At 43.4% G+C, this 16,911-nt stretch carries 5 protein-coding genes and 1 pseudogene; 3 read left to right on the top strand and 3 right to left on the bottom strand.

Translation table 11 applies throughout. From position 1 onward, the window contains the following. Window positions 1–200: 200 nt before the first annotated feature. The gene (locus COV43_09095; GenBank protein PIR24710.1) at window positions 201–551 is read right to left on the bottom strand and encodes a peptidylprolyl isomerase; all 351 of its coding nucleotides are present in this window, start codon (window positions 549–551) and stop codon (window positions 201–203) included. A 90-nt stretch (window positions 552–641) separates the two neighbouring features. After that, window positions 642–908 (bottom strand): hypothetical protein, encoded by a 267-nt coding sequence (locus tag COV43_09090; GenBank protein ID PIR24708.1) that lies wholly within the window; start codon window positions 906–908, stop codon window positions 642–644. A gap of 152 nt (window positions 909–1,060) precedes the next feature. On the opposite strand from COV43_09090, the pseudogene COV43_09085 reads away from it, so the two are divergent. Together COV43_09085 and COV43_09080 are read left to right on the top strand one after the other, a co-directional pair. Then, window positions 1,061–3,671, top strand: a pseudogene (locus tag COV43_09085) (beta-(1-3)-glucosyl transferase). A gap of 108 nt (window positions 3,672–3,779) precedes the next feature. After that, a complete protein-coding gene (locus tag COV43_09080; protein PIR24707.1) occupies window positions 3,780–5,699 on the top strand; it encodes a hypothetical protein in 1,920 nt (639 codons plus the stop codon). Window positions 5,700–5,807: 108 nt separating this feature from the next. On the opposite strand, the gene COV43_09075 is transcribed toward COV43_09080, so the two are convergent. After that, a complete protein-coding gene (locus COV43_09075; protein ID PIR24706.1) occupies window positions 5,808–7,499 on the bottom strand; it encodes a hypothetical protein in 1,692 nt (563 codons plus the stop codon). 230 nt (window positions 7,500–7,729) lie between these two features. Here COV43_09075 and COV43_09070 point away from each other — a divergent pair, with 230 nt between their 5' ends. Next, window positions 7,730–16,861 carry a glycosyl transferase gene (locus tag COV43_09070; GenBank protein ID PIR24705.1) on the top strand — a complete coding sequence of 3,044 codons (9,132 nt, stop codon included), beginning with the start codon at window positions 7,730–7,732 and terminating at the stop codon, window positions 16,859–16,861. Window positions 16,862–16,911: the final 50 nt, after the last annotated feature.

Here is a 16,911-nt window from a genome sequence, read left to right as displayed (position 1 = left end):
GAATTTAGTATCAACAACTATTTGAATTTATTTAGGATAGTGGTAACTCGAGCACACATTTTTTGCCATTATGCCCATCACGAGGAGCATAGCGACGTGGTGATCTCGGTTTTAGGATTGTCAGAGGAGATCCTTCGTTGCACTCAGGATGACAGCAAAATGGTTGAATTGTTGGATTCCCGCTGGTGACAAAGAAAAGCCTACTTCACTTCAAGAAGTTCAACATCAAAGATGAGGTTTGTATTTGGAGGGATGACATTTCCCGCGCCGCGACTTCCATAGCCAAGAGCAGATGGAATATACAAGGTGCGTTTTCCGCCCACTTTCATGCCAGCAACGCCTTCATCCCAACCGCGAATAACTTGGCCAGCGCCAAGGTGAAACACAAAAGCTTGGCCTCGATCGACTGAGCTATCAAACTTTTGGCCTTTAGCATTGTTGGTGTTCAACCAGCCGATATAGTGCACCACAACTGTTTTTCCGCTGATAGCAGTTGTGCCGTTTCCAAGTTTTTCGTCGAGATACTTTAAGCCTGAAGGATGTGTATTCATCTGCGCAGCATAAGTGATGCTGCCAAAAAGCAAAAGCGAAATAAAAAGAAGGAGTGTTTTTAAATTCATGATGATATCCTTTGATGTTGCTTAAAGTGGAGGCCAAAAAATAAAAAAACTTAGCACAAAACCCAAGAGGAGTGAAAGGGGAAGGCTGCTTACAAAATAGGGGTAAATCATAAGGGTAACGCCAAGCAGCATATGTCTTCCACTCTGGCGTTTTCGGCCATAACGCCAAGAGCCCCATCCCACAATGCTAAACATAATACCAGCAATGATAAGCCCCAAACCAAATGAGTGCGCCATTTGCAAAAGTTCATCGCCTGGTTGTTGTGGAACAAGGTGCGAAAGATCCATGCGAGCATGTATAATGTAAAGTGATAAAAAAAGAAAAGGGAATTTAAAAACGCTGATAGAAAACTTCTTGCATCGCAGGAGTTTGACTGTGTTATATTTCCGCCACTTTCTTCGTTCACAGAAAGCATCTCATCTACAGGAAAAAGACCTTCATGAAAAAATTTTTTAGTGCAGCAAATACTATTGTTGGACTTTCCGTTGCCTTGCTCACCTTGTGCTTGTGGGGATATTTTTACCGGCCAGAGCAAGAGCCTGCTTGGCCCGCGGCCGTTCAAGGATTTTCTTTTTCTCCCATACGAATGGAGCAAAGCCCCTTAGAACAAGTCTTTCCGAGCAAAGAGGAAATTGAAGCTGACTTAGCATTGCTTTCAAAAAAAGCGCATGCCGTTCGTACGTATTCAATGGAAGAAGCGTTTGTGCATGTTCCAGAATTAGCAGAAAAGCATCAGCTGAATGTAACGCTGGGAGCGTGGATTGATACGAGGCTGGAAAATAACGACTTGGAAATAAGGAAACTTATTGACGTTGCAGCGAAGCATAACAATGTTGTGCGTGCCATTGTGGGGAACGAGGCTTTGCTTCGCGGCGATGTTACGGTTGAAGAACTTATTCCTTATTTAGACAAGGCTCGCTCTGAACTTCAAGTTCCCGTCAGCACTGCCGAGCCTTGGCATGTGTGGCTTAAATATCCTGAGCTTGCAGAACATGTAGATTTTATTGCGGTGCACATGCTTCCCTATTGGGAAGGGATTCACCTTGATCTTGCAGTAGACTACATCGTCTCTTTAATGGAAAAATTAAAACAGCAATTTCCTCGTAAGCCCATTGTGATTAGTGAAGTTGGCTGGCCTAGCAATGGCCGTATTCGTGGCTCTGCTGTTGCGTCTCCTTCCAATGAAGCTATTTTTCTTCGTCGATTTTTGGCAAGAGCCGAAAAAGAAAACTATATTTATTATGTGATGGAAGCTTTCGACCAACCGTGGAAGCAAGAAACCGAAGGAGCAGTTGGAGCCTATTGGGGAGTGTATGATGTTGAGCGAAATCAAAAGTTTTCATTTACTGCACCCATTGTTGCCATTCCAGATTGGCAAACCTTGGCAGGTATTTCAGTTTTAATTGCTGCTATTCTGCTTACCTTCCTTCTAACAGACAGTGCCACGCTTAAAACCCGCGGCAGAAGCTTTCTTGCGGTTATCGCTTATTTTTTGGCCACCATCGCCGTGTGGATTGTGTACAAATATTTTCAGCAGTACTTAAGTGTTACGTCTATAGTGGTAGGAATTTTGGTGCTCACCGGCATGGTGGGAGTTGTGGTTGTTATTTTAACCGAAGCGCATGAATGGGCAGAAGCAATGTGGCTTGGAAAATGGCGAAGGCCATTGGAAGTGCATGATGCTGGTGATTACCCTTTGCCCATGGTTTCGCTTCATGTTCCCACGTACAATGAGCCGCCGCAAATGGTGATGGAAACGCTGTCTGCGCTTTCTCGTTTAAACTATCCTGCTTATGAAGTGATTGTGGTTGATAACAACACAAAAGATGAAGCGATCTGGAAGCCAGTGAAAGAACATTGCGCTCAACTGGGAAAACACTTTCGGTTTTTTCATGTAGATGAGTTGAAGGGATTTAAAGCGGGCGCGCTTAATTTTGCTTTGGAAAAAACAGATGAGCGAGCAGAAATTATTGGAGTGATTGATAGTGATTATGTGGTGAGCGAAAATTGGCTAAGCGATTTAGTTCCACAATTTTCAAATGAGAAAGTTGCCATTGTGCAAGCGCCACAAGATTATCGCGATGCCAACGAGAGTGCCTTCAAAGCCGCTTGCTATGCAGAGTACCGCGGTTTCTTCTTCATTGGAATGATGACACGAAATGAACGCAATGCCATCATTCAACATGGCACGATGACCTTAGTAAAAAAATCGGTGTTGCTCCAAGTGGGAAAGTGGGCTCAGTGGTGCATTACCGAAGATGCTGAACTTGGTCTCAATATTTTCGAACATGGATATGAAGCCTTGTATATTCCAAAAACATACGGAACAGGTTTAATCCCCGACACATTTATTGATTTCAAAAAGCAGCGACTAAGATGGGCATATGGTTCTATGCAAATTTTGCGAAAGCATTTTTCAGCTTTGTTTGGGCGAAAAAAAAACAGAGCTTACGTTTGGACAGCGCTATCATTTTATTGCGGGTTGGTTGCCGTGGATGGCAGATGCAGCCAACTTTGTGTTTAATGGCTTGGCTATTTTTTGGAGCATGGCCATGTTGCTTTTTCCAAGGCACATCGATCCTCCTTTGTTGGAATTTTCTTTTCTGCCCCTTTTTCTTTTTGTGTTTAAACTGGGGAAACTTATTTACCTCTATCAGCGCAGAATGCGATGTGGATTGCTTCAGATAGCAGGAGCGTTGTTTGCAGGCATTGCGCTTTCTCACACCATTGCAAGTGCTGTTCTTCAAGGCCTGTTTACCCAAGGCTTGCCGTTTTTTCGAACTCCTAAGAATGCTAGCCCCCATGCGTTTTTGCGGGCGCTCTCAAGCGTGAGAGAAGAAATGCTCTTTGTCTGCGTGCTTTTTTCGCTTGCCTATTTGCTTCTACGTCATCAGGGCATTACAAGCATAGATATGCATGTGTGGGTAGTGGTGTTGTTGGTGCAAGCATTGCCATATTGTGCTGCTGTTTTCATTTCGCTTTTAAGTGCATTTCCAGCTGTAGCCATAAGAAAAATGAAAGCCATGCCAGAAGATGAGAAGAGCCTTTAAATGCTTGTTATTGCTGTGTTTGCTGTTGCCTATATTTATTTTTGTGGTTTCGGCGTTAAAAAAGAAGTACGCTCCTGGCAGTAATCTACCATTTTCAAAGGAGTATTTATGTTCCGTTTCTTTTCCGTTCTTTTTGTCTGTGCCCTTCTTTTTTCTGCAGGCTGCTCTTCTTGCGGTGGAGCTTCTTCAAATGTACAACTTGCAATTGGACTGGGGCCAAATGATGACCTCGATCAAGATGGTATTATCAACAGCGAAGACACAGATGCCGATGGTGATACGGTTGAAAACACGCTCGACTGCAACGATTTAGACGCTGCCATTTTCCCTGGCGCAGCTGATCTTCCTGACGATGCGATCACCGATAGCAACTGCGATGGCATAGATGGAAATAAATCAGAAGGAGTTTGGGTGTCTGCCAATGAAGGTGAAGATGCAAACGATGGCTCGTTTGAAAGCCCAGTGAAAAATATTGCGCAGGCGCTAAACCTTGCTGCAGCGTTGCCAGAGGGGAGCCGGAATGTGCATCTTGTGAAAGGTGTCTATGCAGAAGATGTAACGCTTGAGAATAATATAAATCTTTTTGGAGGATATGGTTTATTGGAAGATGGTGTAAGATCACGCGACTTCACTGCAAACCTTGTCGATATTACGGGTGTGCCAGCAACACTTACGTATCCTTTGGAGCTTCATTCGGGAAATCAAAATCTTCGCATTACCTTCCTGGCGCAAAACACAACGAGTACTATCGATGCGCTTCATGTTGTAGGTGAACAAAATGAACTCAACTTTATTGCGAGTAATGCAAATCTTGAAGTTTCGAATTCTCATTTCGAGTTGCTTGCTCCAACTGTAAATAGAAACGTCGCGGTCAATGCGCTGCTGCTTACAAAAACAGCGGAAAACACTGATTTCACGGTTCGCTTTCGAAAGAGCATTTTTACGAACCGAGGCACAGATGTTGCTGGGCCGGCACTTCCTCAGGGCTATAACGCTATTGTGTTGGCGTTTCCTGAAATAAATTCTGAAGGAAATTTAGAAGTAGTTCTTCAAGAGAATCAAATGACAAGTGAGGGTCGTTCTGAAAGCCACTTTGGAATTTCTGTAACTGATGATGAAAATAATAAAAATGACGATAACGCTACTGATCAACGCGCACGATTTTCACTTCGATCTTTGAAGAACAACCTCGATTTTTCTGGCGAGCATTCTAGTGTCACAGCTGTTTCTACGGGGCTTTCCTATTTCACTCCTTCATTTGCAGATGTCAATCAAGAGCAGCTTACTTTTTCAGAATTGTTACAAGCTGAAGGAAACCGCATTTTTCTTCACGGTAACATAGGAAGTTTTGTGGGTATCAGTGTTTGGCTCGCGCGAGAAAGTTCACGTATTGTAAATAATGAAATCTATGCAACGCAAGGTGGTTCTGGTTTTGCCGGCGGTATTTTTAGCATGATGTCTCAAAGTGATATTCTTCATAACAGCATTTTTCTGAACAATGTTGAAAATGATGTGGGAGGAATTATTTTAAGTTATGCTGATGTTGATGCGTTCGTGGAACATTTTTTGGCACATCGAGCACAGCGCGTGAACAACAATCTTATTTCGGTTCATCAAGAAGCGCTGGCGGGATGTAATGTGTTTGGTTTGTATGAGTTTAATAACAGTGCAGGTGCAGAAGGCGTGCATGCTGCAAGTCCGCTTACCTTTCAAAATAATTTGATTCATCTGAATTCTTCATGTGATCTTGCCATATATTATGATTTTGCAGCCGCTGGGAATAATCCTATTGGAACGAGTGAAGACCTTAATAGTAAAGTTGGTTTTGATGCAGATGATCCAAGTACTATTTCAGGAAACATCAGCGCAGATCCTTTGTTTAACAATCTTGTAGGAAATGCGCTTACTGTTGATGCTGCTTCACCTGCTGTAGATCAAGCTTTGCCAGAAGAAAGTGTAAGTGTTGATCGGCTCGAAGTGGCAAGGCCACAAGGAGCTGGCCCCGATATTGGTGCTCATGAACGTTGAGTAAAAGTTTTGTTTTGTCATTGCGAATCTGCCAAAGGCAGATGTGGCAATCTCCTCTGACAATTGATCGATGAGATCCCCGCTAACAGCATGCGGGGATGACCCAGATTATCGCTGCAATTTTCGTTTGAAGCTGCCAAGCAACAACACTGCTCCCATAACAGAGAGAAAAAATTGGAGTGGAGTTGCCTGCGTTGTATTTACTCCAAGCTGACAACCGCCTCCGCCATTTGTTCCTGAAGCATTTATTCCATTTGTAACAAGGTTCGTGTCAATATCTCCGGTTGAAGCAGAGTTATTCGTGAGATCTTGATCTGGCCTTGTTCCGGTAGTGTTGGCGTTAAAAGAAAGTAAGCCTTCTTCGGTTGCTTCAATCGTGATGGCGATGGTGACATTTTCTAGATCTGCAATTTCTCCTAAAGTGCACGTAAGTTCAGTGTCGGTGTTGTTGCATATTCCTTGTGAAGGTTCTGTAAAAAGAATTTTTCCAGAAGTGATGCTCCCGCTAAAGCTTGCTGTGTCTGCATCTGGGCCGTTGTTGATAATTTGAGCAGTGGCAGAAAGCTCATCGCCAACCGTTACAGTGTTTGCAGAAATGCTTAAGAAAAGTTGTAAGTCTGTTGCAGCTTCATATGCACCAAGGTCAATTTCAGCACCCACATTTCGGTTGCTATTTGCAGCATCAACGGAAGAAAAAAGAAGACCGCTTACAGAAGAGTTTCCTGCATTTAAGAGAGGTGAGCTTGTTTGAAGTCTGTAGTTCTGTTGAGCAATGTTCATAAAAAGAGGATCAACAGCGAGGTTGTTGTCTCCTGGTTCGTAATCTCCCCATTCTTCACCGTTTTGGTTTTGGTGAAAATTATTGTAGTCACTTACTATAATGAGATTTGCATCGGCATCAGGAAGTGAAATGCCTAGGTTTTCAACATTGCTCACAGTGTTGTTGAAAATGTTTACAAGCGTTAGTCCAGAGCTAAAATCTAAAGTATTGATGATAATTCCATTGCCAGCAATACTCTCAAAAGTATTGTTCAGAATGTTGAAGTTTGCAGTGCCAACAGCATCTTGATAAATCTCAACTCCGGCTGGTCCGCCGCAATTGCAGCCACCGATGTTGTGAATGACATTGCTTTGAATGTCGACATTGAACTCGCCTTTAAAAGTATTATCAATTCGAATGCCTTGGTAATTATAGTCGGAGTTGTTGGTGGTGCTGATTCTATTTCCGAAAAGAGAAACAGAAGCAGTGTTGTTTTCATTGAGTGAACCCAACACGTTAAGGCCCGCTCCTGAAGAGAGAATGGTGTTGTGCTGCAAAAGTATGGTTGAAGAAGTGCGCAGGTTTAAATCAATACCATGAGTATTGTTGTGGTCGTCCGGATTGCTCAAGGTAGAATGTTGCATGGTAAAGCTGTTGCCTTCGAAAAGGCTAAAGCTTACTTCGACGACGGCATTATCGAAAAGAAGATGTGTGAATGAAACCATAATGGCTTCATCGTCATCTTCAATAGCAATAATTTTTGGAATCAAACTTGTGGTGCTTCCTAGTTTTGGAGCAAAACCACTTGCCGTGGTGAGGGTGATAGATTTTTTAATCGTTAACGATTCGTTGATGCGATTGTTTGTGGCAAGTTCAATGGTGTCGCCATTTGCAGCTGCATCGATACAATCTTGAAGTGTTCCGTTACAAGGGGCATCTCCAGGATAGCTTATCGTGTCAGCCAAAACAGTTGAGCTCAGCAGAAAGAAAAACATGAAGCAAACTGGGAGCGTGGTGGTGATTATTTTTTTCATCTTCATACAAACCCCTTTGTAAGCACCTTTGGTGCATAACGAACGAAATGCCTAAGTTCTCATCTTTCATCTGTAAAGCAGAAAGTTGAGTGAGAAAAGTATACTGAATACAGTTTAAATTTTTCTAAGTGATAAACAGCTTAAAGTTGAGACCGTTTTGAACATAAGTTCTCTTGCGGTAAAATTGGCAGCGGTATTGTTTGCGCTCTATCCCCTTTGTGGATAGTGTCTTTCGCATGAAAACAGGCACACTCCTTGGATATTTTACGAAAAAACATGAAGCCCGCAGCGTTTGTAAAAAAATGCAGCAACGCGGATACAAGCGTCTTGCATGGATTAGCAAGGGAAGCGATGGGCAGCTTGAAGTTTGGGATTCTTTTCCCCGGCAGCGGATTTACGTTAGCCTTCTCGCCTTTCTTTTAGGTGCACTTCTTGGGTTTTGGATTGCGTTTGATTTCCCAGCGCTCATTCCGAGTTGGTTTTCACCGCCACTAGCTTTTTTTCTGGCGGGCATTTTTGGAGCGTTGATCACTTTTCTTTCCGTAACGCGATCACGTTTTGGTGTTTCTCCAAAACTGATTCAGGAACATTCAAGTGTTTTGGTTGCGGGCGAAACAATTCTGATTGTGCAACTTCCCGTTAAAAAATTGGGTGCGGCAAAAGCCTTTCTTCTGGAAAATACTGAAATACCCATTACCATTTTTGTCCTTCATCCCAAGTCGGAATTTTTGGTTAAAGATGCGTGGAGTGCGGGTGTTGTGTTAACGCTGGTACAACTTGAAGAACATGCAGAGCGCTTGGCAATGGATCATCAGCTTGATCTCGAGCCGCTTGCCGATACAAAACTCCTTCAGCAGCTTGAAGAAAATTATAACTGGATTCATCGCATCTGCGAAAATTTGTTGGAAGCAAGTAGAACTGAAGAAAGTGTGTCGCCTGTTGCAGAGTGGCTTCTTGATAACGAGTACGTTTTGGAAAGTAATGTGCGTGATGTTCAGCTCAACTTGACAAAGCGCTACTATCAACAGTTTCCCGCCTTGCTCAGTGAGAACTATCGCGGCTATCCGCGTATTTATGGAATTGCCAAAGAGTTGTTGTCGCATACCGATTTGCATTTGGATCAAGAAAATATTCTTGCCTTTCTTAAATCGTATCAACATATTTCACCTCTATCGATTGCGGAATTATGGGCTCTTCCGCAAACGCTTCGCATTGTGCTTGTAGAAGCCCTTCAACATATTGCACTCAAAGCCTCAAGAGAGTTGCGCGAAAGAGATGAAGCTGCTTACTGGGCAAATAGGCTCATCGTTGTAAATAGACGTGCGCCCGCGATGCTTTTTTTAGTTCTTTCCGAGCTCATCAAAAACAATTCCAATCCCAGCACTTATTTTGCCTCTCAGCTTATCGATTATCTTTATGATGAAGGTGATATTTTATCGTCTGTGCAAAATTGGCTTGAGCGCATTTTTAAAAAATCACTTCACGAAATTAAGGTACATGAGAAAAAGCGTCAGGCAAAAGATCATGTCTCCATCGGGAAAGCCTTTACCAGCCTTCGTCAGCTTGGGTTGCTTGATTGGAAAGATTGTTTTGAACAATTAAGTGTGGTGGAAATAATTTTGAGGAAAGATCCCGCTGAAGTGTATGCTGCAATGGACTTCACCACTCGCAATCGTTATCGCCAGGCCATTGAAGACCTGCATCGCGGTTCAGCGCTTTCCGAAGAGCAAGTGGCAAAACAAGTTCTTCGTCTTGCACAACAAGCTGCTGATGAATCAGAATTCAAGCAACAAGATACGCATGTTGGATATTATTTGCTTGGAAAGGGAAGAAAATATTTAGTAAAAACAATCTCAGGTCGTGAGAAAAAACGATTTCGATTTTTTCAATGGATTTATCGTCATCATACTTCAGTTTATTTATTGACCATCAGTTTTTTTGAGGTCCTCTTTTTTGGGATTCTTTTTTCTTTTGATTTTTCACCTTTTTCTTCTTCTGTTTCATTTCTCTTTGCTCTCTTGCTCTTGCTACCACTAAGCCAGCTGTCACTCGATGTGACAAATTATATTATTATGAGGACGTTTCCGTTTCGCGTTCTTTCAAAAATGAACTTCAAGCTCAAAGGTATTCCCGATGAATTTCGAACCCTCATTGTGGTGCCAATGATGTTGGTGGATAAAGAAACCATTCATGCAGAAGTAGAAAAACTAGAAATTCGCTATTTAGCAAATAAGGAAAAAAACTTACTCTTCAGTTTGTTTAGTGATTACATTGATGCCGATGTTCCCCATCTTAGCCAGGATGAAAGTTTATTACAGACAGCAGTTGCTTGCATTGAAGAACTTAATGAACGTCATGGCGCTGGCCATTTTTTTCTTTTTCATCGTGAACGCACGTGGTGTGAATCGGAAAAAAAATATATGGGATGGGAGCGAAAACGCGGCAAACTTGAAGAGCTCAACAGTTTGCTGGATGGCACAAGGTCTTCCACCGCAAGTGATTTAGTCTACGTTGGAAATGGAGATCATCTTTCGCATATTCGATTTGTCATCACCCTCGATAGCGATACAAGTTTGCCACATAATGCAGCCAGAAGAATGGTTGAAACTCTGGCTCATCCGCTGAATCAAGTTCAGTTTGATGAATCAGGCGCTATTGCTGATGGCTATGCTGTTATCCAACCGCGAGTAAGTTCATCTCTGCCAAGCGCTACGGGTTCTCCGTTTGCAAAACTTTTTTCAGATCAAGTTGGTGTCGATCCTTACTCTCGTGCGGTGTTTGATGTTTATCAAGACTTGTCGGGAAAAGGTTCCTATCATGGAAAAGGAATTTATGATGTTCGCGCTTTTAGCAAAGTGTTGAGAAATCGTTTTCCCGAAAGCTGGCTTTTGAGCCACGATTTAATCGAGGGCGAACACGTAGGTGTGGGCTTGGCAACTGATATTGAACTCTATGATGAATTCCCTCAAAATTATGTGCAGTACAGCAAACGCAGTCATCGCTGGATTCGCGGGGATTGGCAAATTGTTGATTGGCTCAAACCAAAGGTGCCGCAGTTTGGGGGAGGAAAAAAAAAGAATCAACTTTCACTTTTTTCACGCTGGAAAATTTTTGATAATTTGCGGCGCAGTTTGTTGCCGCTTTCAAACATAGTCTTGTTGTTTGTTTCCTGGATACATTCTCCGCGCGCAGCTTTGTTTGCCGCGGCCATTGTGTTTGCTCAATGTACGTTTTCTTCTTTAGCGCAAATGTTTACCTGGATGACAACCCGCCGCGCGCTAAAGGGAGTTTCGCTTTCTCGCTTTGGCCATAATCTTCTGCGCGAGCTTATTCAATTTATTTTGCTTCCATACGAAGCCTTTTTGGCTCTGGATGCCATTGCTCGTGTGGTTTATCGACGCAGTATTTCTCATCGTTATCTTTTGGAATGGAGTTCAGCGCAACAAAAACAAAAAAGTGCGGACAATGTTTTTTTTCACATGATGATGCCCATGTTGAGTTTGAGTGGCTTAAGCATTCTTGCTGCTTTGGCTTTGCGATATGTTCAGGCGTTCAGTCATTTTTCCGCGTACCTGGTGTTGCTGCTGTGGACAAGCTTACCAATAGTGGGATGCCTGCTAAACCGTAAACAAGAACAAGTTTCTCCTCAGTATCTTCTTTCTGAACAAAACAGTTTGTTCCTCAGAAATATAGCCAGACGTACGTGGCGTTATTTTTCTCGTTTCGTTCAAGAGGAAACTTTTTGGCTTCCCGCCGACAACTATCAAGTTTCGTATCAAAATCAGTTGGCCATGAGAACCAGCCCCACCAACATTGGGCTGTGGATGCTAAGTGCATTAAGCGCTTACGACTTCGGCTATCTTACGCTTGATGAGCTTGTGTTTAAGCTGATGCAAACCATGAAAAGCATCAACAAGCTTCAGCGTTATGAAGGTCACTTGTTAAATTGGTATGACCTGAACACTTTGGAGCCTTTGAATCCTCGTTACGTTTCTACTGTAGATAGTGGAAATTTTCTTGCCTCGCTTTGGACGTTAAATGAAGGGCTTTCGCAACTGAAGAGTAAGCCACTTTTAGATGAGAAAGTTTTTCGTGGTTTGTGCGATACTGCAGATGTACTTCAAGATGCAGTTTTGAATGCTGATGTCAGCCACTGGGATGGATATGGTCTTCAGGCAATGTGCAAGATGTGGGAAAATCCTCCGTATCAAAAAGAAAAAATAATTTCACTCCTTCACCTTTCATCTGAACAGTTTGAGCACTTTTTCGAAAAACATCGCGCAGCCGTTTCTGAGTATGAACATGTTTTGTATTGGATGGATCAGCTTAAAAGTCAGATGAAATCAGCGTTAGAGATTGCAAACTCATATTTTGGATGGCTTGCAAAAGGAAGCCAAGAACATCTTGGAGAAGAAAGTGAAGTTATTTTTCCTGATGCGAGTTCTCCTTCTTTGCAAGATATTGCACAAGGTAATGTAGCCATGATGCAAGAATTAAAGTTGTCTGCAGAAGCAGCAAAAAAAGAAGGTAATGCATGGATTTATGAAGTGTTAGAAAAAATCAGTCAGGCTGAAACGAAGGCGCGGCAACGCTTAGCCGAGATTGAAGAAATACAAGAAATGATTTCAAGTGTTACAAAATTAACCAACATGAAATTTCTCTACAATACCGAACGAAGACTCTTTTCCATTGGATATAATGTTTCCGAAGGCAGATTGGACCGCGCGTTTTACGATCTTTTGGCAAGTGAAGCGAGGCTTGGAAGTTTTGTCGCCATTGCAAGAGGCGATGTTCCGGTTGAGCATTGGTTTGCAATGAATCGACCTTACGGTGTGATCAGCAAACACAGAACATTGCTCAGTTGGACAGGTACCATGTTTGAATACTTGATGCCGCTGCTTTTTCAACGTTCCTTTCCCCATTCTCTTTTGGATAAGGCCAGCAAGGATGCTGTTGCCATTCAAATTGCCTATGGTGACAAGCATAAAGTTCCGTGGGGAATTTCGGAATCGGCTTTTGGAGATTTGGATATTCACAAAACGTATCAATACCACGCATTTGGTGTTCCTGAACTTGGATTGAAACGCGGAATTAGAAACAAAATTGTAGTAGCGCCTTACGCTACATTATTGGCGTTGCAAGTGGCGCCAGAAAAAGCGGTGAAAAATTTAAAGCGACTTTTGCGCCGAGGACTTTTGAGTGACTATGGATATTTTGAAGCAATGGATTTCAGCAGAAAGTCCAGCCGCGAAGAAGGCAGTATGGTGGGAAGAATGGTGCGCGTGTATATGGCGCATCATCAAGGCATGGGCCTTTTAGCGCTGAACAATGTTCTTCATGATAATATTTTGCAGCAGCGTTTTCATTCTGATCAACGAGTGAAAGCCTTCGAGCCTTTGTTGCACGAATGTATTCCGGTGAAGCCGCCGTTGCATCACATTACAACGCGCGAGAGAATTTATTCGATGCCAAGCCCAAGTGATCCGGCACCGGCCATAAGCCAGTTCGATACGGCCGATACAGCGATTCCAAAAACACAACTTTTGTCCAATGGCCGCTACGCCATGATGGTGAGCAATTCGGGAGGAGGCTATAGCAAGTATCAAGAGTTTGATATTACTCGTTGGAGATCTGATCGCACGCAAGATGCTTGGGGAAGTTTTTGTTACCTCCATGACATCGACAAAAAATATTTGTGGTCGAATACCTATAACCCCGTTCAGACGGAACCAGAAAGTTATAGCGCAAATTTTACTTTAGACAGTGCTATGTTTCAGCGAGTTGATCATGATATTGAAACGGAAACTGAACTGGTGGTTTCTCCAGATGATGATGTTGAGATACGCCGGCTAACGTTGACCAATCATTCCCTGCAGAGCAGGCGCATTGACCTTACCAGTTATTTTGAACTTTCTTTAGCGCCGCACAATGCAGATGTGCAGCATCCCGCTTTCAACAAAATGTTTGTTCAAACAGAATATATTGAGAAGCATCAAGCGCTACTTGCCTACAGAAGATTGCGAAGTCAGCATGATGCGCAAATATGCGTAGCGCATCGTTTTACCTTTGATGATGCTGAAATGGAGAAACAATCTCCGCTTCAATTTGAAACAGACCGTCATCTTTTTATTGGTCGCGGAAATTCGCTTGCCTCTCCACTGGGAGCTGTTGGCACTCTCAGCAATAGCCAAGGTTTTGTGTTAGATCCCATTTTTAGTTTGCGTCGAAGTCTCACGTTTCCACCGGGAAGGCGTGTTCAAGTTTCTATGGTCATGGCGGCAAACACAAGCAGGGAGCATGTTTTACACCTCATCGAAAAATATAGCAATCCACAGGTGGTGAAGAGAACCATTGATTATGCGTGGGCAGCTTCGCAGCTAGAGCTTCGTTTGCTGCGCATCCAAGCGGATGAAGCAAGACGTTTTCAGCAAATGGCGAGTCATCTTTTATTTCCTAATCCACTTTTACGTTCTTCTTCAGAGCGCATTACCAAAAACAGAAAAGGTCAAAGCAGTTTGTGGAAACATGCTATTTCAGGCGATTTGCCCATCATCTTACTTGTCATTGGTGATGCTAGGGATATCAACTTGGTCAAACAACTTTTGCAAGCTCACGCTTATTGGCAGCTTCATGGTTTGAAAGCTGATCTTGTCATTTTGAGTGAAGAAGCAACGGCGTACGAACATCCGCTTTTTGAAAAGCTTGAGCATCTCATTCTTTCTCACTCGCATGATGTGAGTGAAAGTAAAGTGGGGAGCATCTTTTTAAAACGCAGAGATGCAATGTCTGAAGAAGATTTGGTTTTGCTGCGCGCCGTGGCAAACATAGTAATTGTGGCAGCAAGAGGAACTTTGCATCAGCAATTAAGTTCGTCGCTTAAACTTGCTGATCAAGCAACGTTTGTGGCCACAAAAGCTGAAGTTCGTTATCCTTCATCGGCATTGCCTTTTATGGAATTAATTTCAGTGAATGGTTTTGGTGGATTTACTTCCGACGGATCTGAATATGTAGTGACGCTCAAAGAAAATTTAGAAACTCCAGCTCCGTGGGTAAATGTAATTGCCAACCCAAGTTTTGGAACGCTTGTAAGTGAAACGGGATCTGGATTTACCTGGTATGGAAATAGCCAACGAAATCGTCTCACGCAGTGGCAAAACGATGCGCTTCTCAACCCCGCGTCAGAAGCGATTTACCTGAGAGATGAAGAAACGGGAACCTACTGGACGCCAACGGCTGCACCTGTTCGCGAAGAAGGTGAATATCGCACACGGCATGGTGCTGGTTATAGCGTTTTCGAGCACAACAGCCACGGAATAGCGCAAGAGTTGACAGTGTTTGTTCCTCTTGATGACGAAGCTTACGACCCTATCAAAGTGCAGCGAATTGTTTTGCGCAACGAATCAAAACGCGTTCGTTACTTGTCTTTAACCTATTACGTAGAGCTCACGCTTGGCGAATCTCGCGAAAGCTCGCAAATGCATGTGGTGACAACGTGGGATGATGATACCAATGCACTGTTGGCGCGCAATTATTACAACCCCGATTTTCCCGAACGTGTTGCATTTGTTGCTCTAAGTGATGTCTTCAGTTCGTACGAAGCAGATCGAAATCTTTTTATCGGACGAAATCGAAGCCTTCGAAATCCTCTTGCGATGGAAAAAGTTTCGCTTTCTGGAAAAACGGGAGCGGGCCTCGATCCTTGTGCCGCCTTGCAGTTGATGATTACCCTAGAGCCCGGAGAGCAACGTGAAATAGCTTGTCTGCTGGGAGAGGCAGGTTCTGTAGAGGAAGCTCATCGTTTACTGGAAGATTATCGCGATGACTTGTCCCAGGAAATTGCGCTGAAAAAAACAAAGACGTGGTGGAGCAAACGCTTGAACGCGCTTTCTGTTACCACGCCAGATCCTGAAATAAATATCTTGATGAATCACTGGCTGCTGTATCAAACCTTAAGTTGCAGAATATGGGCGCGTTCTGGATTTTATCAATCGGGCGGCGCGTATGGTTTTCGTGATCAGCTGCAAGATGTGATGGCGTTTTTGTATACCGATCCACAATTAGCGCGTGAACATATTTTACTCGCCGCAAGCCGACAATTTAAAAAAGGGGATGTTCAGCATTGGTGGCATCTTCCGGGCGGTGGTGGAATTAGATCTCGCATTTCCGACGATTTACTTTGGCTGCCGTTTGTGGTGGCGCAATACATTCAGGTGACTGGCGATAACGATATCTTGCATGAGCTTGTTCCGTTTTTGGATGCTCCACTTCTTAAAGATGATCAACTCGAACATTTTCTTGTTCCCGAAGTTTCGCTGGAACGTGCATCTTTGTTTGAACATTGTCAGCGAGCCGTAAAGTGCAGCAAAAACTTTGGTGCCAACGGTTTGCCGTTGATGGGTGCCGGAGATTGGAACGATGGGATGAACCTTGTTGGCGCTGCGGGAAAAGGTGAAAGTGTTTGGCTTGCATGGTTTATGGTGGACATCTTTTTGAAGATGTCTGCGATGGCAGAATCTGTGGGGCAAACAAAACTAAGCGAACAGTATGAAGCTGATCGAAAAACATTGTTGGAAAACATTGAAGCTTCAGCTTGGGATGGTGAATGGTATCGCCGTGCTTACTTTGATAATGGTTCGCCGCTTGGCTCCGCCAAAAATCAAGAAGCAAAAATTGATTCCCTTTCACAATCGTGGGCAAGCTTAAGTGGATCTGCCGATGCAGAGCGAGTGAAAACGGCATTAAATGCAGTGTGGGAAAAATTGTTTCAGCAAGATGATGGATTGGTTTTGTTGCTCGATCCTCCTTTCAACACATCGCTTCCGTCTCCGGGCTATATTCAAAGCTATCCTCCAGGCGTTCGGGAAAACGGCGGCCAGTATACACATGCGGCCATTTGGTTTGCGATGGCACTTGCAAAACAAGGTGATGGAGATCGTGCAGTCCAAGTGTTGAATGCGCTCAATCCAATTCGAAAATCGCAGACCACAGAAAATGCAGAGCGCTATCGCGTTGAGCCTTACGTGATTACGGCGGATGTCTACAGCTTGGAAGGCAAAAAAGGCATGGGCGGTTGGTCTTGGTACACTGGCTCAGCTTCATGGATGTACAGAGTGTGGTTGGAAAATATTTTAGGATTCAAAGTGAACGCCGAGACCATGAGCTTTGCTCCTGTTCTTCCTTCTTCATGGGATGGTTTTGAGATGAGTTATCGCCACGGCGAAGCGCTTTACGAAATCAAAGTGGAAAATAAAAAACATCTTCACAGCGGAACTGTTTCAGTTGAGCTTGACGGCAAAGTGATGCCAGACGGTATTGTCCCGTTGGAACGTATTTTTGTAAAACATCATGTCATCGTACGAATGGGATGAACATAAAGAGAACAGAAGTGACAAGCTGATTACAAATACCTGCGCAGCTG

This window comes from Deltaproteobacteria bacterium CG11_big_fil_rev_8_21_14_0_20_42_23, assembly GCA_002796345.1.
Classification (GTDB): Bacteria; UBA10199; UBA10199; order 2-02-FULL-44-16; family 2-02-FULL-44-16; genus 1-14-0-20-42-23.
The sequence above is the reverse complement of the archived record's forward strand: the minus strand, read 5'-3'. Positions and strand labels throughout refer to the sequence as shown.

Coding starts and splice junctions, on each gene's coding strand:
- COV43_09095 (PIR24710.1), bottom strand. CDS start 551: ATGAATACACATCCTTCAGGCTTAAAGTATCTCGACGAAAAACTTGGA.
- COV43_09090 (PIR24708.1), bottom strand. CDS start 908: ATGGATCTTTCGCACCTTGTTCCACAACAACCAGGCGATGAACTTTTG.
- COV43_09080 (PIR24707.1), top strand. CDS start 3,780: ATGTTCCGTTTCTTTTCCGTTCTTTTTGTCTGTGCCCTTCTTTTTTCT.
- COV43_09075 (PIR24706.1), bottom strand. CDS start 7,499: ATGAAGATGAAAAAAATAATCACCACCACGCTCCCAGTTTGCTTCATG.
- COV43_09070 (PIR24705.1), top strand. CDS start 7,730: ATGAAAACAGGCACACTCCTTGGATATTTTACGAAAAAACATGAAGCC.